Origin of the sequence: Candidatus Alcyoniella australis (genome assembly GCA_030765605.1) — a bacterium.
GTDB lineage: Bacteria > Lernaellota > Lernaellaia > JAVCCG01 > Alcyoniellaceae > Alcyoniella > Alcyoniella australis.
Genome location: JAVCCG010000019.1, coordinates 26905 through 45665, shown reverse-complemented (window position 1 = coordinate 45665; position 18761 = coordinate 26905). Strand labels below are relative to the sequence as shown.

At 64.4% G+C, this 18761-nt stretch carries 18 protein-coding genes and 1 tRNA gene; 5 read left to right on the top strand and 14 right to left on the bottom strand.

Features of this window, described 5'->3' with window-relative positions:
- From P9M14_02245 to P9M14_02235, 3 genes are all read left to right on the top strand, one after another.
- Positions 1-576, top strand: coding sequence for a flavodoxin family protein (locus P9M14_02245; GenBank protein MDP8254547.1), 576 nt, complete (start codon positions 1-3; stop codon positions 574-576).
- 30 nt (positions 577-606) lie between these two features.
- A complete protein-coding gene (locus tag P9M14_02240; GenBank protein MDP8254546.1) occupies positions 607-1971 on the top strand; it encodes a hypothetical protein in 1365 nt (454 codons plus the stop codon).
- Positions 1972-2034: 63 nt separating this feature from the next.
- Positions 2035-2955, top strand: a complete 921-nt coding sequence (locus P9M14_02235) for a PIG-L family deacetylase (GenBank protein ID MDP8254545.1) — start codon at positions 2035-2037, stop codon at positions 2953-2955.
- Here the strand turns inward: P9M14_02235 and P9M14_02230 are convergent.
- From P9M14_02230 to P9M14_02165, 14 genes are all read right to left on the bottom strand, one after another.
- Positions 2952-3932, bottom strand: coding sequence for a Gfo/Idh/MocA family oxidoreductase (locus P9M14_02230; protein ID MDP8254544.1), 981 nt, complete (start codon positions 3930-3932; stop codon positions 2952-2954). The genes P9M14_02235 and P9M14_02230 overlap by 4 nt on opposite strands.
- A gap of 300 nt (positions 3933-4232) precedes the next feature.
- Positions 4233-4329, bottom strand: a tRNA-Sec gene (locus P9M14_02225).
- A gap of 147 nt (positions 4330-4476) precedes the next feature.
- Entirely contained in the window at positions 4477-5187 is a 711-nt protein-coding gene (locus P9M14_02220; GenBank protein ID MDP8254543.1) for a tetratricopeptide repeat protein, read from the bottom strand.
- Positions 5184-5627, bottom strand: coding sequence for a hypothetical protein (locus tag P9M14_02215; GenBank protein MDP8254542.1), 444 nt, complete (start codon positions 5625-5627; stop codon positions 5184-5186). The genes P9M14_02220 and P9M14_02215 overlap by 4 nt, the downstream gene beginning before the upstream one ends.
- Before the next feature lie 6 nt (positions 5628-5633).
- Entirely contained in the window at positions 5634-6437 is an 804-nt protein-coding gene (gene bamD / locus P9M14_02210; GenBank protein ID MDP8254541.1) for an outer membrane protein assembly factor BamD, read from the bottom strand.
- A 7-nt stretch (positions 6438-6444) separates the two neighbouring features.
- Positions 6445-7230: a tetratricopeptide repeat protein gene (locus tag P9M14_02205; GenBank protein MDP8254540.1), complete on the bottom strand. Its 786-nt coding sequence runs from the start codon at positions 7228-7230 to the stop codon at positions 6445-6447.
- A complete protein-coding gene (locus P9M14_02200; GenBank protein MDP8254539.1) occupies positions 7230-9035 on the bottom strand; it encodes a BatD family protein in 1806 nt (601 codons plus the stop codon). The genes P9M14_02205 and P9M14_02200 overlap by 1 nt, the downstream gene beginning before the upstream one ends.
- Positions 9035-9910 (bottom strand): tetratricopeptide repeat protein, encoded by an 876-nt coding sequence (locus P9M14_02195; protein ID MDP8254538.1) that lies wholly within the window; start codon positions 9908-9910, stop codon positions 9035-9037. The genes P9M14_02200 and P9M14_02195 overlap by 1 nt, the downstream gene beginning before the upstream one ends.
- A complete protein-coding gene (locus P9M14_02190; GenBank protein MDP8254537.1) occupies positions 9907-10914 on the bottom strand; it encodes a VWA domain-containing protein in 1008 nt (335 codons plus the stop codon). The genes P9M14_02195 and P9M14_02190 overlap by 4 nt, the downstream gene beginning before the upstream one ends.
- A 28-nt stretch (positions 10915-10942) precedes the next feature.
- Positions 10943-11944, bottom strand: a complete 1002-nt coding sequence (locus P9M14_02185) for a VWA domain-containing protein (GenBank protein MDP8254536.1) — start codon at positions 11942-11944, stop codon at positions 10943-10945.
- Complete coding sequence (locus tag P9M14_02180) at positions 11941-12942, bottom strand: hypothetical protein (protein MDP8254535.1); 1002 nt, start codon at positions 12940-12942, stop codon at positions 11941-11943. Before P9M14_02180 ends, P9M14_02185 begins: the two co-directional genes overlap by 4 nt.
- A gap of 5 nt (positions 12943-12947) precedes the next feature.
- Positions 12948-13835, bottom strand: coding sequence for a DUF58 domain-containing protein (locus P9M14_02175; protein MDP8254534.1), 888 nt, complete (start codon positions 13833-13835; stop codon positions 12948-12950).
- Positions 13832-14821, bottom strand: coding sequence for a MoxR family ATPase (locus P9M14_02170; GenBank protein ID MDP8254533.1), 990 nt, complete (start codon positions 14819-14821; stop codon positions 13832-13834). The genes P9M14_02175 and P9M14_02170 overlap by 4 nt, the downstream gene beginning before the upstream one ends.
- Before the next feature lie 23 nt (positions 14822-14844).
- The gene (locus P9M14_02165) at positions 14845-15783 is read right to left on the bottom strand and encodes a hypothetical protein (GenBank protein MDP8254532.1); all 939 of its coding nucleotides are present in this window, start codon (positions 15781-15783) and stop codon (positions 14845-14847) included.
- Positions 15784-15880: 97 nt separating this feature from the next.
- Here P9M14_02165 and P9M14_02160 point away from each other — a divergent pair, with 97 nt between their 5' ends.
- Both P9M14_02160 and P9M14_02155 read left to right on the top strand, forming a co-directional pair.
- On the top strand, positions 15881-16348 hold the full coding sequence (locus tag P9M14_02160; protein MDP8254531.1) for an NYN domain-containing protein: 468 nt from the start codon (positions 15881-15883) through the stop codon (positions 16346-16348).
- Positions 16349-16622: 274 nt separating this feature from the next.
- Positions 16623-18761, top strand: coding sequence for a HEAT repeat domain-containing protein (locus P9M14_02155; GenBank protein ID MDP8254530.1), 2139 nt, complete (start codon positions 16623-16625; stop codon positions 18759-18761).

Below are 18761 nucleotides of genomic sequence, written 5' to 3'. Positions count from 1 at the left end.
ATGAAAGTGATCGCATTTAACTCCAGCCCGCACAAGGACGGCAACACGGCCCAGGCGCTCAAGGTGGTCTGCGAGCAGCTCGAGCAGCACGGCGTGACCACCGAGCTGGTGCACCTGTATCCCATGGGCCTGCGCGGCTGTTGCGCGTGCATGAAGTGCAAGGAGGCGCAGGACCGTTGCTGCCACGGCCCGCAGGACGGAATCAACGGCTTGATCGAGAAGATGCTTGAGGCCGACGGCATGCTGCTGGGCTCGCCGGTCTACTTCTCGGGGATGAACCCCGAGCTCAAGGCGCTGATCGACCGCGCAGGGATGGTGACCCGGGCCAACGGCCACCTGCTCAAACGCAAGCTCGGCGCGGCCGTGGTCGCGTTGCGGCGTCAGGGCGCGCTGCCGACCTTCGATGGGATCAACCACTTCTTCCTGGTCAGCCAGATGATCGTCCCCGGTTCGAGCTACTGGAACATGGTGCTCGGCGGCGCCCCCGGCGAGATGCGCAACGACGAGGAAGGCCTCGATACGCTACGGACCCTGGGCGAGAACATGGCCTGGCTGCTGAAACGGCTTCAGGACTAGCGACCGGCGATCCGTCTCGGCGAAGATCCAATGGCGCAAAGCAAGGGCAAGCTCCGCGCGTTTATTAAGGCGGCGGTTTTCGCGTTGCTGCCCGCGCTGGCGCTGCTGCTGGGGCTGAGCCTGCTGATCGATCTGCTCGACCGCGAGCAGGTGATCGAGATCAACGGGCCGGCGGACAGCGTGTTGTACCTCAACGGCCCGGTCTACGAGATCGAGGGGGACGAGGACGCGCCCGACGCGCAGTACGTCAGCCGCTATCGGGCGATGGTGCGCGGCGGGTTCGACGCGCGCAAGCAGCCCGGCACCTTCCGGATCTTTGTGCTCGGCGGTTCGTTCGCCATGGGCACGCCCTACGTTTACCAGGGGCTGCCGGGCATGGATCGCGGCGGGATCGACTCGTGGATGCGCGAGGAGCTGCGCGCGCGCTATCCGGATCTGCGCTTCGAGGTGATCAACGCCGCGGCCGGCGGCCAGAGCTCCCATCGGGTGCGGGCGATCTGCCGCGAAGTGCTGCAATACCAGCCGGACCTGCTGTTGGCGGCCACGGGCAACAACGAGGGCTATCTGCCGCCCACGCGCCTGCATCGCCACCTGCACCGCTGGGCGCTGTACCGCGCGCTGCTGCGGTTGATCGCGCCGCCGCCGGACGATGCTCGGAATCTGCCGCTGTACATCGAGCAGCGCGCCGAGGTCGAGCAGCTGCGTTGGGCGTTCGATCGCAACCTTGAGGAAATGCGGCAACGCTGCCGCGCGGCGGGCGTGCCCCTGGCGCTGTGCTCCATGCCGGTCAACCTGCGCTACGATCCGCGCGGTGATTCGCCGCGGCCAATGCCCAGCGAATGTTACGACCAGGCGCGGCTGTTGGTGGAGCAGGGCAACTGCCGGGCTGCGGCAGAGGCGCTTGTGGGCTGCGAGGGTTACGGCGAAGCGGTGTTTCGGGCCAAGTTGTTGGAGGAGTTGGGCGATAGCCAACAGGCGCGGCAGGCCTTTCTCGATGCCGTGGAGATTTTGCCAATGGGCCGCTGTCGCCCAAGTCTGAATCGGATCATCCGCGCCCAAGCGGCCGCGCCCGGCGTGCTGTTGGTCGATCTGGAGCGCGCGGCGTGGGAAGCTGCGCCCCAGGGCATCCCGGGATACGAGACGTTTTTCGACTACTGTCACATGCGCTGGCCGGGCTACGCACAGATGGGCCGCGTCGCAACCCAGGCGATAATCGACGCCGGGCTGCTGCCGGGCGAGCCCCTGGAGCGTCCAAATACCCAAACGCTGCGAGGCGTAATCGGCCTCGACGGCAAATACATCAAACGCATGTTTTCGCTTAATCTGCTCGACGTACAAATGCCGCTTGGGGGCCCGGAGGGTGATGCGTGGATACCGCATTGTCTCGACCGCTGATTGCTGTAAAATAGCGCCTGCCCGTTACCTGCCTTTGATTTCGGCTGTTTTGGGGGGATCACAATGAGTCTACCGTACACTGAGCTTCCCGATTTTCTCGAGGCCCTGGACCAGATGGAACGTCCGCTGACCGTGGTGGCGCACCAGGACGACGAGCTGACCTTCTCCGGCGTGTTGACCCGCGCCGCGGACCGGATGCACATCGTCTGGGTCACCAACGGCGACGGCCTGTACTTCATCGAGAACGTCAGCCCCGAGGCCTACGGCAAGATCCGCATGGCCGAGGCGCTCAACAGCGCAACCGCCGTGGGCATTCCCGGCTCACACACCCAGTGCCTGGAGTACTCCGAGGTCGACCTCTACCAGCGCTTCATGTTCATCACCGAGAACCAGCGCGCGGTGGACTGGATCAAGCCCTATTATCAGCGGATCATCGACGATCTGCGCCAATACATCTTCGAGTACAAGCCCGAGGCGGTCTTCACCTGCGGCTACCAGGGGGGCAATCCCGAGCACGACATCATCCACTACTTCACGCGGCTGGTGGTCGACGAGTACGAGCGCGACAGCGGCAAGCAGGTGCCGTTCATCCACGTGCCGATGTACGAGTACACCGTGCTCGTGGCCCTGCGCTTCAACCCGTTCTACCGCGGACTGCGCTGGCGCTATCAGCTCGACGAACGCGAGCGGGCCAACAAGCGTAAACAGCTCGACGCCTATCCCTCGCAGATCGAGCTGTTCGAGAAGTTCCAGAAAGTGGCGACCTTCGCCGGCTGGCTGGGACTGTTCACCCGCGGTCGGCCGTACTCCCTTGAGGAGTATCTCTCGATCGAGGAGTGGGGGCCGGTGCCCAAGGACTGGGACTATCTACGCAACCCACATCTGCTCGATCGCGCCAACTATATCGGCGATCACTTCGGCCGGGTGCCGGTGAGCTTCGAGAAGTCGGTCAAGCCGATCATCGCCGCGTTCCCGCGACTCTAGACCTTAATCGTTCGCTGTTCGCGTGCCGACCGCAGCAGCGCGTCGATCACGTGCATGTTGGCCACGGAATCGTCGATCGGCCAGCGCGGTTGTTCTTGGCCTTGGCAGACCTCGACGAAATGTTCGACTTGCAGCTTGTATGAGTCCGCGGGCTCGATGATGATCCGTTCCGGCGCAAACCCCTCGCGACGCAGGACGATCGTCGCCGGCTCGTCTCCGGGGATCCAGGGCGATTCGAGTTCGATCGAGCCGCGGGTGCCCGCGATCTGCGCGCCGTGGCGCTCATAGTTGTCGATGCTGGTCTCGAACTGCGCCAACAGCCCGTGGGGGAACTCCAGCTGTCCGAGCATCAGCAGGTCGACCTCGTTGCGGCGCTCGAAGGCGCTGACGCGTAGAGGCTCGCAGCCCGCGATCATCCGCGAGAAGTTGACGCAGTAGCAGCCCACGTCCATCAGCGCGCCGCCCGCCAACTTGCTCGAGGCCGGGTTGGCCGTCGGGTCGTCGAGCATGAAGGTGAAGCGGCTGTACAGCGAGCTTAGCCGCCCCACGGCGTTATCCGCGATCAGCTCGCGCACGCGTTGCCATTGGGGATGCAGGCGATACATGAAGCCCTCGGCCACGTGCCGGTCGCAACGCGCGGCTGTCTGCGCGATCCGCTCGGCCTGGGCCGCGTCGATGGCCAGGGGCTTTTCGCACAGCACGTGGTGCCCGCTCTCTAGCGCCTGGATCGTCCACTGCGCGTGTAGGCTGTTGGGCAGCGGAACGTAGACCAGGTCGACCTCGCCCGAGGCGAGCAGCTCCTGATACGAGCCGAAGGCCAATGCTATCGAGTGCCTCTGGGCCCAATGCTCGGCCCGCGAGAGATCGCGGCTGGCGATGGCCCGCAGCTCGCTGCTTGTGCCGGCCTTGATCGCGCGGATTGTGGACTCGGCGATCTCCGCGGTTCCCAGAATTCCCCAACGCGGCGGTTCGTGCATCAATCACTCCGTGTGGTTCGTCAAAGCGAATAAACCATCATAGCTAAAATACGAGCGCCCGGAGAGCCCGGACGCTCGCATCGAGCGGGCTGTAGGTCACGGTGACGACCAGGATGATCAGCAGATACGAGACAACCTGCGTGAAGAACACCGAGCGGCCGGCTTTGCGCGTTGAACTCTGCATTAGCCAAGAGTTAAGCAACTTTAGTACCAAGTTGTCAGCGCGATAGCGGAGCAGATCGATCTGAGGTTCGGCGGAAATGACTCCGTATCGGCCGCCGCGGCACGGATCGGCGGGATTGGCGGAAGTGCATGGGAATCGAACCCACCCGAGACGTTTTTAGCGCCCCACACCGGGTTTGAAGCCCGGGGGCAACACCAGTCACCGTCCACTTCCACCCGGCAACCTTGTAGCATGATCCGCTCGTATTGTTCAAGAAAACTGACTCTTAGGCCGGATCGAGGCGAAAGATCAATCCCGTTTGCCGCGACGATGAAGAAGGTGGTTCTGCGCGAGCTTTGCGCTGGACAATTTGGATGCGGGTCAGCTGATCCCTTGTCCCGAGCTCAGGGTGTCCAGGTAGAGCTTGGCCGGCTCGTGATCGGGGTTGAGCTGCAGCACCTGTTCAAGCAGGTCGATGGCGCGCTTGTCGGCCCCGGCGCGGTGGCAGGTCAGGGCGAGCTGTACGCGCGCCGAGCTGTATCCGGGATTGAAGCGTAGGGATTCCTCGAGCTGGCGCATGGCCTCGCCGATGCGGCCGAGCTTACGGAACGCCACGGCCAGCTTGACTTTGATGTCGACAAACCTGGGCCGCAGCGTCAGAGCCTTCTCGTACTCGCGGCTGCCCTCCCAGTAGAGGTTGGCCTGGCAGTACAGGTCGCCGGTTTGGGCGTGCATGTTGGCCAGCCGGTTTTTGGTCAGGGAGTCGATGGCGTCGCCGTCCTCTTGGGCCAGGCTCTTGATCGTGCTGATTTGCTCTTGGGCCTTCTCGAACTCGCCCAGGTCGTTGTAGGCCACGACCAAGTTCATCCGGGCTTCGAGGTAGTTGGGGTTGATCTCCAACGCCCGCTCGAACATCTGCGACGCCTCGAAGAATCGGGTGCGTTCGTGGTAGATCGTGCCCAGCAGGCAGTAGAGGTCGGCGAATTGGGAATGGTCTTTGACTATTTCGACGCACAGCTTCTCGGCCGAGTCGTGATCGCCGCGCTCGAAGGCCTCCTTGGCGCGCTTGATCTCCTGGCGTACCTGGCTCATATGCCCTCCGCGATCTTCCATTGTTTGGACCACAGCATGCCCAAGCGACACATCACGATCCGCTCCGAGTCGCTGATCTTCACCGGCTCCCCGCCCGATTTGGGGGTCAGGCGGAAAGTGAACTGTTGTTCGACCACCGCCTGGTCGTCATGCAGCATGATCTGTCGATTCCAGGCCTGGAACTCGATTTTGGACCAGAAGGCGAAGCGCTCGTTGATGTTGCGCTCGAGGTCGGCCTTGGTCTTGCCCTGATAATTATAGTCGTCGCTGATGGTCGAAAGGTAGAGCGCCGTATCGCGATCATTCAGCGCGCGTTCGCGCAGATCGAGGGTCTGCTCGATCAATATCGAGTCCGGCGTACAGCCAATCAGCAGCAGCGTTGCGAGCAAGGCTGTTGACCCGGCCGCGAGGCCGATCAGTTGTGTGCGGCGAAAGTTCATCTTCGATCAGTTCAGGTCGTTGAGCACCGAACGGGCGCGCGAGGCGTACTTGTCGTCGGGGAACTCGGCGATCAGGGTATCGAGCAGCAAGCGGGCCGCGTCCGGGCTGTCCAGCGCCAGGTAGCAGCGGCCGGCCATGTACAGCGACTCGGCGTAGAACTCGGTGTCCTTGTACTGCTCGATGATCTCGCGGTAGCGGCCCAGGGCGGCGAAGTACTCTTTGTTGCGATAGTAGAAACGGCCGACGTACTCCTCGCGCCGGGCTAGGTCGTGGCGGCACTCGGCCGCCTTGTCCAGCGCGTCGGCGTGGTTTTCGCTGTCTGGATATTCCTTGATCACCCGTTGGAAGTATTTGAGCGCCTCGTGGGTATAGAACTGGTCGCGGTCGATGGCGAACTTCTGTTTGTAGTTGGCCAGCCCGAGCATGTACAGCGCGTGCGGCACCTCTTTGTTGGTCGGGTGGCGCGTGATGAAATCGTTGTACGCCTCCACCGACTCGGGGTACATCCGGCGATGGTAGTACGAGTCGGAGATGCGCAGCTCGGCCGGAGTGACGTACATCGAGAACGGGTAGAGCTCGATCAGCCCCTGGAACGCTCCGAGCGCCCGCGAATGGCGGCCCTTATCGAAGTCCTGCATTCCGGTTTCGTAGATTTCCCGGGCGCTCATCAGGTCCAGGTTGCGCTCGGCGCACGAGCACAACGTCAGGGCGCTGAGCAGCACGAGCAGAAGGGTCGCTTGGCGGAGCAGTCGAATCATCGGTCGATTATAGGGACGCGCCGCGGGCGCGGTCAAACTTACGCTGTGCATTGTCGCCTCAGATAGTCTCGCCGGCCTTGGCAGGGATCCAGCCGACAAAATGGTTCTTGGTTTCCACCCGCACCCACGAGCCGCTGTATTCGGCGATTTTAACCGTTTGCCCCTCGCGCAGGGTGAATAAAATCTTGCCGCTGTCCGGGGCCTCGCGCGCCTTAACCGGGTCGTCCAGGACCACCATCTGCACCAACGTGTGCTCGTTGTAGGCCTGGGCGATCACCAGCGGCGAGAGCGCCAGCAGCGCCACGACCAGCGCCGCGCACAATGTCGCGCCGATTCGGCGCAGCGCGTTTCCCGGCGCGCCGATCAAGACGATCAACAAAGCCAGGTTAAGCAGCAACCACAGTGTCGCGGCAACGGCGAAGACTTCCACCGGCCGGGTGTAGCGTACAAAGCCGGTGACGAAGCGCTCCAGCGCCGGCGGCTGGAGCGGCTTGATTGCAAAGGGGATGCGCTCGCGGGCCGCGGCCAGGTTGTTGGCGATGTCCGCGGAGCGCGGCGCGAGCTCCAGGGCGCGCCGGTAATGCAGCACGGCCGGGCCGATGCGCCCGCTGTGCAGCAGGGCGTTGGCCAGGTTGTATTCCGCTGACGCGCGCGGTCCGCCCTGGGTCAGGGCCTTTTTATAGGCCAGGGCGGCCAGCTCGAACTCTCCCTGGTCGAAGTAGGCGTTGCCGGTGTTGTAATTCTGCGCCGCGTCGCCGTCGGTCTGGGCGCAAAGCGCAATGCTGGGAAGCGCGGCGAACAGCGCGACGAGCAGCAGCAGGCAGACGGTGCGGCAACGATGCATCAGTTTCTCCGCAGTCCCGAGCGGTCGAGTCGGGCGATCAGCTCCGCCGCCTGATCCAAGGCCGCGTTGCACTCGGAGCGATCCGGCGCGTGGCCGCCGAAACGCGCGCGGTCCGCACGGTCCCAGACGCTGATCAGCTGTTCGATCAATTGCGGATCTACGCCGCGCGGCTGAAGCAGCGCGCGCACCTGTTCGCGGGTCAGTGATTTGGAGTCCAGGCCCAGGCGGTCGTTGATCAATCCCAGCAGCGCGCGCATCAGCTCGCCGTAGAATTCGGCCGGATCCTGGGCCGCGATCCGCTGGGCCCGTTTGAGCCGCCGTCGTGCCTCAAAGCCTGCTTTGCGGCGGCGCAGGCCCAGCTCGTCTCCGGCCATCCGGCGTCTGCGGCGCAGCCACAGCCCCACCATCAGGTTGAGCAGCGGCAGCGCCAGCAGGACGGCCAGCAGCCACGGGCGGGTGAGCAGGTCGCCAGGCAGCGCCTTGGCGAAATCCGCGTTCGGGCGGTTGGGACGCAGCGCCAGGCCGTTGGAGATCCGCGAGCCGGGTGCGACCTGGGATACTTCCTCGCTCGCTGTGATCTGCAGCGCGAACGGTCCGGCTGTGGCCACACGGTATTCGCCGCTCTGCGGATCGTAGTACGGCAGTTCGATCGGGCCGATCTGGTAGTTGCCCGGACGCTCGCCGATCAGCAGCACCTCGTAGGTCTTTTCCATCCGCGCCTTATCGCCCAGGCGCTGGACCTGCTCGCGGCCCTGGGCCGAGTAGATGCGGAAGTCCGGCGGCAGCTCGAACTGCGGCACGTCCAGGGTGCGGTAATTGCCCTCGCCGCCAAGCTTGAGCGTGAGGGTCACCGGCGCGTGCGCGGCCACGCTGTTCTTGGCCAGGGAACCATCGAGCACGAGGGGCCCGATGGCGCCGCCATACTGCGGCGGACGGTCAGCGGCGGGCGGCTCGCTCACCTCGATGGTCAGCGGGGTGGAGGCCAGCCGCATGGTGCGGCCCATGGGGCCGAAGAAAAAGCCTCGTCCGCGGGAGCCCTCGCCAGGCACCTGCACCAACAGCACCATGCTGTCGATGGTCAAGCTGCCGGTTTGCAGCGGATAGAGCGCTTCACGCGAGACCACGGCCTTGCGATAGCTGCGCCCCTCGATTGTGACGCGTTCCCAGTTCAGGTAGCTGGGCGAGGAGATCTCCTCGGAGAGGAAACCTGCAAGGGCCGGGTATTTCTCTGGGTCGATGTCGAGCACGTTGCGCTGTGTGTACAGCTCAAAGGTCAGCACCAGCTGTTGGCCGACCACGGCCTCGGGCGGGTCGACGCGGGCGTGCAGGAACAACGGCTGGTCGGCATTGGCCGGTGTCGCCGCGTCAACGTCGGCCGCGTCCTGCGGCGCGACAGCGCTTTGGGCCGGGGTATCGAGCACCTTGATGCGCAGGGCGTTGGAGCTGTAGGTCTTGCCGCGGATTTCGATTTGAAGCGGCCCGACGCTGAACTCGCCGGTCTGCCGCGGCGTGAGCAGGAACACGTAGTTCAGGGTGCTGCTCGCGCGGCCGTTGATGATCTCAAGCGACGTGCTGGACTGGCGGCCGACGATCTCGAAGCCGCTCAACGAGGCGAACGAGGGGGAGCCCGAGACCCGTAGGGTCGGCGCCGTGAGCTTGGCATCGAGGCGTAGCGTCTCGCCGAGCACCACCTGCGAGCGGTCGGCCTCGATCTCGAACTCGACCTGCGCCGCGGCGCTTGCGGCAAACAGCGCCAGGCACAGGGCAACGATCAGCGCGGCAAAGAGCGGACCGGCCTTGGGCATCACCAATCCTCGTCGGTCTGTACTTGTCGGCCCGTGACCCAGCGTCGCAGCATTTCGCGCCGCACGTCGACCTCTTGCTGGCCCAGGGATTTAAGCAACTGGTCGGCCTGCTCCTGGCTCAGGAAGATCGTCGGCTCCTCGGATTGAGCCTTGCCAGCCTGTTGCTGCTGCATCTGCTGTTGCTTGTCGCCGTCCTTGGGCTGATCCGTTTGCGCGCCCTGTTGTTGCTGCTCCTGCTGGCCCTGCTCGTCCTGCTGCTGTTGCTCGTCCTGTTGACCGTCCTGCTGCTCTCCCTGCTGGTCCTGCTGCTGCTCGCCGTCCTGTTGCTGATCGCCCTGGCCCTGCTGCGGGTTGGGGCACTGCTTGTTATCCTGTTGGTCCTGCTGCTCTTGCTGCTGTTGCTGATCCTGCTGTTGCTGCTGCTGGTCGAACAGTTTTTTACGCGCCAGCTCCAGGTTGTACTTGGCGTCCTGGTCCTCGGGGTCGATGGTCAGGGACGACTCGTAGGATTGGATCGCGGACTGGTAGTCGCCGAGCTGAAAGTAGGAGTTGCCGATGTTGTACAGCGCCTGTTGCTCGACCTTGCTATCGCGCGAGTAGCTGCCGCGTACGTAGGATTCGATCGCTTCTTGAAACTTGCCCTGGTTGTAAAGCGCGTTGCCCAGGTTGTATTGCAGCTCGGCGTTGTCTGGATCGTCGGCCGCGGCCGCGGAGAGCTTCTGCTCGGCCTCGGCGAAATCGCCGTGCCGCAAATCGCGCAGCCCTTGGGCCGCCTTGTCAACAAAGGGATTGCCAAAGCCCGTTAACAGCAACAGCGCAGCCCAAGCCAGCAGCAGTCCCAGGGCAATGCGCGGCAAGGGGGATCGTTGTCTCATAGCAGCCTGTCCCTGCGTTCGCTGAGCACGAATTGCAGTATTAGCAGCGCCAGCGCCGGCACCAGAAACCAGGGGAAGCGATCCTTGTACGCGACGCGTACTGTGCTGTCCAGCTCGCGCTGCTCCATCTTTTGGATGTCGTTGTAGAGCGTGTCGATCTCGTGTTCGCCGTAGGTCGCACGGCGGTATAGGCCGCCGGTGGCCTCGGCCATGCGGGTCAGACCCGCCTCGTCGAGCCTGCTTTGCACCAGTTGGCCCGAGCGATCCTTTTTAAATCCCTGCGGACGGCCCTGGTCGTCGAACTCGGGGATCGGCTCGCCGCGGGCGCCGCCCACGCCCAGGGTGTAGATCCGCACGTTGGCCTGGCGCGCGCGCTCGATGGCTTGGTCCAGGTCGCCCTCGAGACTCTCGCCGTCGGAGATCAGCACCAGCACGCGATGCTGCTTGTCCGCGGGGTCGAAAATTTCGAGCGCCTTGTCAATGGCCGCGGCCACGTTGGTGCCCGGGTAGGGGACCAGGTCGGTATCGAGCACCTCGAGGTACATCAGCGCCGCGCTGCGGTCCAGGGTCAGCGGGCACAGCGCGTGGGCCGTGCCGGCGAAGGCGATGATCGCCACCCGGTCGCCCTGGAGGCGCTGGATTAAATGCGACAGCTCGCTACGCGCCTTGTCCAGGCGGCTGGGCTCGATGTCGCGGGCGCGCATCGAGGCCGAGCAGTCCATTGCCACTACGATGTCCACGCCGCGCCGCGAGACCTCCTCGACCACACGGCCGAACTGGAACTGCGCCAGAGTCAGCACCAGCAACAGCAGCGCGATCCAGAGCATGGCCGCGCGTACGCGCTTCTTGGCAGCGCTGGCGTTGGGGCGCAGTCGTTGCAGCATCTCGGGACTGGCGAACGAATCGCGGATCGCGCGGCTGCGGCGCGCCATGTACAGCTCCAGCGCCCACAGCGCGGGCAGCGCCAGCAGCAGCCAAACCATCGGCCAGTCGGCGAAGCGCATGGCTAGCTGTGCTCCGGGCGCGGGCCGCTCACGAGAGCCTCCTGAAGCGCGTGGCCGCCAGCAGCGCCTCGGCCAGCAGCAGCAGCAACCCCAGCAGCACGAAGGGCTTGTACAGCTCGCTGTATTCGGTGAAGTCGCGGGTCTCGATCTCGGTCTTCTCCAGTTGATCGATGCGCTTGTAAATCGTCTCCAGGCCCTGGGGGTCGGCGGCGCGGAAATATTCGCCGCCGGTCATCTGCGCGATGCGCCGCAGGGTCTCCTCGTCCAGGTCCACCTGCACCTTCTGGTACTGGCGGCCCAGCACCGGGTCGTAGACCGGCATCATCGCCGAGCCGCGGCTGCCCACGCCGATGGTGTAGACCTTGATCTTGTATTGCTGGGCAAGCTTGGCCGCGGTCAACGGCTGGATCCGTCCGGCGTTGTTCTGGCCGTCGGTGAGCAGCACGATCACTTTGCTCTGCGCCTCGGACCCGCGCATGCGCTCGACTCCCAGCGCCAGGGCCTCGCCCACGGCCGTGGAATCGCCGACCATGCCGAAGTCCACGCTCTGAAGCAGGTTTTGCAGCACCGCGTAGTCCTGGGTCAACGGGCATTGGGTGAACGCTTTTTCCGCGAACACCACCAGCCCGATGCGGTCGGCGCGTCGGCCGTTGATGAACTCGCCGATCTTGGCCTTGGCCACCTCCAGCCGGTTGTGCGGCGCGAAGTCCTGGGCGCGCATCGAGCCCGAGGTGTCGACGATCAACATGATGTCGATCCCCTCGCTGCTGATCTCGGTGGTCACCAGGGTCTGCTGCGGACGGGCCAGGCCGATGAACAGCAGGGCCACGGCCGCGATGCGCAGCGCGGGCAGCGTTTGCCGCAGCCGCAGAAAGGCCGAGGGGCGAATGCGCTTGAGGTTCGACACGTCGCTGAACACGATGGTGCTCGTGCGTGAGCGCGACCAGAATAGTTGGTAGGCGATCATCAGCGCCGCAACGACCGCGCCCAGCGGCAGTACCCAGGGATGGACAAAGGTGTAGCCGATCATGGCTTAGCCTCCTGGTCCGGGCTCTCTTCCAAGTCGTCCTCGGCGGGGTCGCTATCGGGACTCGGCGCAGTGTCGCGGACGATCTCGCGCACCAGTTCGCAATCCTCGCGCAGCGTGGCCGCGCTGTCGTCGGACTTGGCGAACTTGATCAGATCCCAGCTTACGATGCGCGGCGCAACGTCATCCAGGACGCTTTGGGGCAGCACCTCGGGGAGCGCTTGCAGCAGCTCGGCCGCGGTCATCTCCAACGCGCCGAAGCCAAAGCGCCCCTGGATGTACTCGCGCAATACCTCGGAGAGCTCGAACACAAAGGTCTTGCGCTGCTGCGGCGTCTCCAGGTCACGCCCGGCCAGCGCGTCCAGCCGTTCCAGCGCTCGCAGCTCGGGATCTATCGGCTTCTCGGGCTGGTCGTCGACCGCCGAGCGATGTCGGCGTGCCAGCCACCAGGTCAGGACCGCGATCGCCAGCAGCGCCAGCAGCAGCGGCAGGGCCCAGCGCAGATACGCGGCCCAGTCCACGGGCAAATCCACCGGCGGCTTGATTTCGCGCGGTGCGGAGTCCAGAGCCGGGTTGAGGCTCTGCACGGTCACGCCGATGCGCTCGGTGCGCAGCACGCCGTTGGAGCCGTCGTCCCGGGTGTAGGCCACGCGGAACGGCGGAATCTCGAAGCTCCCCACCTGATAGATCGTCAGCTTGTAGCTTAGCTCCAGCTCGTTGCGGCCGCTAAGCTTGCGGATCTCGCCCGCCGAGTAGTCGCGCACGATGAACGGCGATAGGTCGATCGCCGCGTCGGGCGGATCGATGTGCGCCGCGTCGTTCCAGGAGATGTGCAAGGTGTAGTCGATCAGGTCGCCGATCTGGATCGTGCTGCGGTCGACCCGCGCCTCGATGCTCAGGTCGAGCTCGTCGCTTGTGGGCGGCGCGGCGTCCTGGGCCGCGGCCGTTGCACACAGCAGCAGCGCGAGCAGCACGGCCAGGGCGAGGGGACGGGGGGACATCGCGGCTACCTGTTCCTTCGTGTGCGTTTGCGGAAGAAGCCCTGCACCGGTTCGAGCAGCCGCGGGGCGTCGGTCATGATCGGGATCGAGTCGACGTTGGAGCGCCGCAGCTTGTTCTCCAGGGCGCGCCGGGCGTCGAGGTTGAGTTTGAAGAACGCCTGGCGCGAGCCCTCGTCAAAGGTGTCGATGGTCACCACCTCACCGGTCTCCGCGTCCTCCAGGTCGATCAGCCCCACGCGCGGCAACGCGATCTCGCGCGGGTCGGCCACGCTCACGGCGATCAGGTCGTGCTTGCGGTTGGCGATTTCCAGCGCGCGCTCGTAGCCCGTGCCGATAAAGTCCGAGACCAGGAACAGCACCGAGCGGCGTTTGAGCATGCGGGTGACGAAACCCAGCACCATCTGCAGGTCCGTGGCGCGGTGCGCCTCGTCCGGCTCGAATGCCAGCAGCTCGCGGATTACGCGCAGCACGTGGGTGCGGCCGGTCTTGGGCGCGACGAACTTCTCGATGCGGTCGGTGAAGATGATCAGGCCCACGCGGTCGTTGTTCTTAATCGCGGTGAACGCCAGCAGCGCGCACAGCCGCACGGCCAACTCGCCCTTGAACTTGCCCTGGGTGCCGAAGCGCTCGGAGCCCGAGGCGTCGACCATCAGCATCACGGTCAGCTCGCGCTCCTCCACGAAGCGCTTGACGTAGGGCCGTCCCATGCGCGCGGTGACGTTCCAGTCGATGGTGCGCACGTCGTCGCCGGGCATGTATTCGCGCACCTCGGTGAACTCCATGCCGCGCCCCTTGAACACCGATTGGTAGGCGCCGGCAAAGCTCTCGTCGAGCATTCGCCGCGTGAGGATTTCGACCCGGCGGATTTCCTTGATCAACTCCTGGGGGATCATGGAACCTCGACGTGGTCGAAGATCATCTCGATGATCCGCTCGGAGTCGATCTGCTCGGCCTCGGCCTCGTAGCTGACGATGATCCGGTGACGCAGGATGTCGTGGGCCACGGCCTTGACGTCCTCGGGAGTGACGTAGCCGCGGTGGCGGAGGAAGGCGTGGGCGCGCGCGGCCTGCGTCAGGTAGATCGAGGCCCGCGGGCTGGCGCCGTATTCGATCAGTTGCGCGGCGTCGGCGATGCCGTAGCCCTCGGGATCGCGCGAGGCGAAGACGATGTCGAGGATGTAGCCCGTAACTTTCTCATCGACGTAGACCTGGTTGACCACCTCGCGCGCCGCCATCAGCCGCTGGGGCGTGATCACCTGTTCGAGCTCGAACTGATGGGGTCGGGCCATGCGCTCGACGATCTGCCGCTCCTCTTCCTTGGTCGGGTAGCCGACCTTGATCTTGAGCATGAAGCGGTCGACCTGCGCCTCGGGCAGCGGGTAGGTCCCCTGCTGCTCGATGGGGTTCTGCGTGGCGAAGACCAGGAACGGCTCGGGCAGCTTGTAGCTGGTGCCGCCGATGGTCACCTGATGCTCCTGCATCGCCTCGAGCAGCGCGCTCTGCACCTTGGCCGGCGCGCGGTTGATCTCGTCGGCCAGCACCAGGTTGGCGAATATCGGGCCCTGCTTGGCGTTGAACGTCGCGCTGTTGGCGTCGTAGATCATCGTGCCGGTCAGGTCCGCGGGAAGCAGGTCGGGCGTGAACTGCAGGCGGGCGAAGCTCGCCTGGATCACACGCGAGAAGGTTTGCACGGTCAGGGTTTTGGCCAGGCCCGGCACACCCTCGAGCAGCACGTGGCCGCCCTGCAAAATGCCGATCAGTATCCGTTCGAGCATGTAGCGCTGGCCGACGATGACCTTGGAGACCTCGCCGAGGATCTGGTCCACGAATCGGCTTTGTTCCTCGACCTGCTGGTTGATCTGGGCGATATCGGGTTTCATATCTCTCTCCGCATGAATGTCATTTACGTTTTGTTCCTGCCCGCGAGCCAGGCGTCGGGGTCGGGTGCGGGCTGCGGGCCCGGGAGTTGATCTTTGCAAAACAGCGGTCGCGCCAGCTGGGCCGCGCGCTGGGCCTGCTGCATTGTGAAGCCGCTGCCAAAACGCGCCTGGTCGCAATCGGCCAGCAGCCCCTTGATCAGCTCGGCCCGGCCCGGCTCGAGCCCCGCAGCTTGCAGCTCGATTACCAGTTCGACGCTGCTGCCGCGCGTCGTGGCTACATTGTACTCGACCCGCGCCCAATGCCTGATCAGCTCGGACAGCGCCTGGGCGAACGGCCCGGGCTCGCCGCGGCGGATCATCAGCGCCGCGTGTTCAAAGCGCTGGGCCAGGTCGCGGTCGATCTCGTCCGCCTGTTCGGACGGAGGTGTTTGATCTGCGCGCGAAAGCAGCAACCTACGCAGTCCCAGCAGCAGCCCGGCGACCAACAGCAGCCCAACGGCGAACGCTCCGAGCCGCACGCCGAAGCGCGAGAGCAGGCCCTCGGGCAGCGGATCGACCACGGTCAGGCTCAGCTCGGTGGTGCTCAGGCTGCCGTGCTGCTCGTCCGCGGCCGAGAGGTAGTGCACGGTCAGCGGCTTGACCGTTGCCGTTCCCAAAGCCACGGGCCGCAGTTCAAAGGTCGTCTCCAACAGTTGGAACTGCCGCTGGCCGCGCATGCCGCGCGTGGCGCGCGAGCTGGAGCCGACCAGCGCCAGGTTTTCCAGTTCCGGGAGGTCGGGAGGGTCGATCAGATAGTCGTTGCCCGACCCGCTCCAACTGACGCTCAGGGTATAGTTGACGGTGCGGTTGAGCGGCGTTTGCTCGCGATCAAGCGATCCGTGCAACTCGATCCCGTCCTCGTCGGCCAGGGCGCCGGAGAGTGCAAAGCAGATAAATAAAAACGGCAGCAGGAGCTTTTTCAATTTATATCGTATAGTTATCGGGTTATACTCGCAAAATAGTCTCATGGTCGCGCGGAAATATAAGACCTGAATCGGCAAAAATCAAGGAGTCGACCGATTGTATTGGCTTGTGGACGGCTACAACGTGCTTCATGCCCGCACCGGACTGGGCGGACCGGACGAGGCCGGACGCCAACGGCTGGTGACGCTGCTCGATCAGTATCTGCGCCAACATCGAGCGGACCGCGCCACGGTCTTTTTCGACTCCGCAGAACGCCATCATTTTCCTCATCCTCCCGTGGCGGTCAAGGTCCGTTACAGCGCCTCGGCTGACGATGCGATTCTTGATGTTTTACATAAACATCCGCACCCCGCGCAGTTGACCGTGGTCAGCGCTGACATTAAGGACATCGGCCGTCCGGCGCAGCAGCTGGGTGCCCGGCTGCTCTCGCCCGCGGCTCTGGCCGCCAAGCTGCTCTCGGGCACACGGCCGCGGGCCCGTAAACCGCAAAAAGAACAGCCACTTTCTGCGGACCAGGTCGAGGACTGGATCGAATGGTTCCAGGACGACGACCGTAAAAAATAGGCGCTATCGCACACAATTCCCCCCTAACTTACACGCGATTCTCTAAGACACCGGCAATCGGCGCCAGGTTCCCAAAGATAACGATATTCAATGACATTAATATTTGATTGACACATGTAAGTCTCTGAAGTAGGGATTGGTCCATTCCCCTTTTTCCCGGACTATTTATCAAGGATCCGTCGGATATGCCGGAGGTGAAATGACCAATGCATTGAGGGAAGACCGTGCGCCCGGAGTACTGTCCTACCTTGCTACCGCCGTCCGCTCGCACAGTATGTATCCTGCGGGACACCCGGCCCTGGAACAGATGCTCACGGCGTTGGGCATGCGCTTCAAGGAGTACTTCAAATCCTCGCCAACGCTGATGGTGGGCATCGGCAAGGAGAGTCTGTTTCTCGGCGATGTCGAGCTGACGGACGAGGATTGGGCGGTCAACCTGGCCACGGCACTGCACCAGCAGAGCATCAGCCAGATCACCTTTCATCGCGGCCTGGGTCTGGACGAGCTGTCCGCGATGATGGAGGTCCTGCGGATGGACCCGCTGACCGTACGCGAGTCCGGCGGCTACCGCGAGTTGTTCGCCGAGCGCCGAATCCGTTCGATCGAAGTCAACGAGGTCGAGTACAAGCTGCACGAGGAGGACATCGAACGGCAGCTCGAGCAGCTCTCCGACAGCGATGTCTGGCGTCGGCTTTCGGAAAGCTGGCGGCGCGGCTTCACCGAATTGGGCGCGGAGGACCGCGATTTCGTCCAACGGCTGCTGCAGGACGCCCCACGGCTGGCCACGATTGTCGATACGGCCCTGGCCGGACACGCTGAGGGGACCGACACGGCCGAGGCAGCCCAGGTTTTCTTCCGCGTAGTCGATTCGCTGGCCCCCTTCGAGGGCGAGATCGGCGCTGAGGACCGCATGGCCTTCGAGGGGCAGGTGCTGCGCGTGATCAACTCCCTGAGCCCCGAGGGGCGTTATGCCCTGCTCGAGGACAGCGCCCTGCGTATTGAGCACGATCAGGCCCAACTGACCTCCATCGACCACCTTCTGAACAAGCTCGACGACCGAAACCTGGCGCGCGGCCTGGTCGAAGGGCTCGATCCCAACCGTTCGCATCTGGACGATTTCATCCGCACCTACGAGCACTTTGTCGACGATCAACGCGAGCAGCCGCTGCTGGACGAGATCGAGTCGATCGTCACCGATCGCGACGTCAAGTACGATGCCAACTTCGCCGCGCTGGTAGCCCGGGCCTCGCAGCTGCCAGCGGACCAGCCCCGGCTGTTCCGGCTGCGCCGCACCCTGATCAGCGCCCACGAGCAGTACATCAGCCGCAACATGCCGATCTACGACTACGTCGAGGCGATGATGAGCCGCTCGACCCAGCTGCTCGAGCGTCTGAGCGACAGCGCCGTAGAGGAGGCGGCGGCGCTGAACCTGCTCAGCATCCTGCGCATGCAACGCGACAGCGAGCACTACGAGTTCTACTCTCAGGGCCTGGACTACATGATCGCCGATCTGATCGAGACCGGGCGTTACGCCTTGGCCGAGCAGGCCGTACGGCTGTTGCGCAGCCACGCGAGCAAGCGCAATACCTGCGAAGTTTCGCGCAACATTGCGCGCCAGCTCTTGACCAACGTACGCACCCCCGAAATCGTCGCCCAGCTGCTGCAGGCGCTGAAACAATGGGGCAAGGAGCAGGCCGAGACCATCGGACAGCTGCTGGTGCGCATGGGTCCGATCGCGGTCGAGCCGGTGATCGAGGCCCTGGACGCCGAACAGAATCGCGCGGTGCGGATGGCGATGATCAGCGTGCTGACCCAAAACGGAAAACACGTGATGCCGCTGATCGATCAGCGGATGCGGGACGCCGACTGGTTCGTCCAGCGCAACATGGTCAACCTGCTGGCCCAGATCGCCCCGGACGACCTGTTACAGCGGATCGAGCCGGTGGTCGACAACCCTGAGCCGCGGGTGCGCAAGGTCGTGGCCCGCGCGCTGACCGCCACCGACGAGGAGGGGGCGATCGATCTGCTCGAGGCGATGCTGGCCGACCCCGACCAGGGCGTGCGCCACCAGGCGATCCTCAGCCTGGGGCACTTCCGCGGCTCGGAGAAGGCCTGCAAGGTGCTGCTGGGCAAAATCGAGCAGCGGCACCCGTTCAGCGGCGACGCTCGCGCGGAACAGCTGGCGCTCGATACTCTGGGCAAGATCAGGCATCCGTTATGTATCGAGGCGCTGGCGCGCTACATCCACGGCAGCGCGCTGTGGGGCGGACCGGACGAGGAACTGCGGGTCTCGGCGGCCAAGGCGCTGGGCGTTTTCGAGAATCCGCAATGCCGCAAGCTGCTGGAAGAGGGGTGCAACAGTCGCAAGAAAGCGTTGCGCGACGCCTGCCGGCAGCTGCTACAGGTGAACTAG

Bases quoted from the DNA above. Each gene is read 5' to 3' on its own strand.
- P9M14_02180 (MDP8254535.1), bottom strand. From the start codon at position 12,942: ATGTCCCCCCGTCCCCTCGCCCTGGCCGTGCTGCTCGCGCTGCTGCTG.
- P9M14_02185 (MDP8254536.1), bottom strand. From the start codon at position 11,944: ATGATCGGCTACACCTTTGTCCATCCCTGGGTACTGCCGCTGGGCGCG.
- P9M14_02200 (MDP8254539.1), bottom strand. From the start codon at position 9,035: ATGCCCAAGGCCGGTCCGCTCTTTGCCGCGCTGATCGTTGCCCTGTGC.
- P9M14_02155 (MDP8254530.1), top strand. From the start codon at position 16,623: ATGTATCCTGCGGGACACCCGGCCCTGGAACAGATGCTCACGGCGTTG.
- P9M14_02235 (MDP8254545.1), top strand. From the start codon at position 2,035: ATGAGTCTACCGTACACTGAGCTTCCCGATTTTCTCGAGGCCCTGGAC.
- P9M14_02175 (MDP8254534.1), bottom strand. From the start codon at position 13,835: ATGATCCCCCAGGAGTTGATCAAGGAAATCCGCCGGGTCGAAATCCTC.
- bamD (MDP8254541.1), bottom strand. From the start codon at position 6,437: ATGCACAGCGTAAGTTTGACCGCGCCCGCGGCGCGTCCCTATAATCGA.
- P9M14_02205 (MDP8254540.1), bottom strand. From the start codon at position 7,230: ATGCATCGTTGCCGCACCGTCTGCCTGCTGCTGCTCGTCGCGCTGTTC.
- P9M14_02170 (MDP8254533.1), bottom strand. From the start codon at position 14,821: ATGAAACCCGATATCGCCCAGATCAACCAGCAGGTCGAGGAACAAAGC.
- P9M14_02215 (MDP8254542.1), bottom strand. From the start codon at position 5,627: ATGAACTTTCGCCGCACACAACTGATCGGCCTCGCGGCCGGGTCAACA.
- P9M14_02190 (MDP8254537.1), bottom strand. From the start codon at position 10,914: ATGCGCTTCGCCGACTGGCCGATGGTTTGGCTGCTGCTGGCGCTGCCC.
- P9M14_02220 (MDP8254543.1), bottom strand. From the start codon at position 5,187: ATGAGCCAGGTACGCCAGGAGATCAAGCGCGCCAAGGAGGCCTTCGAG.
- P9M14_02245 (MDP8254547.1), top strand. From the start codon at position 1: ATGAAAGTGATCGCATTTAACTCCAGCCCGCACAAGGACGGCAACACG.
- P9M14_02240 (MDP8254546.1), top strand. From the start codon at position 607: ATGGCGCAAAGCAAGGGCAAGCTCCGCGCGTTTATTAAGGCGGCGGTT.
- P9M14_02230 (MDP8254544.1), bottom strand. From the start codon at position 3,932: ATGCACGAACCGCCGCGTTGGGGAATTCTGGGAACCGCGGAGATCGCC.
- P9M14_02195 (MDP8254538.1), bottom strand. From the start codon at position 9,910: ATGAGACAACGATCCCCCTTGCCGCGCATTGCCCTGGGACTGCTGCTG.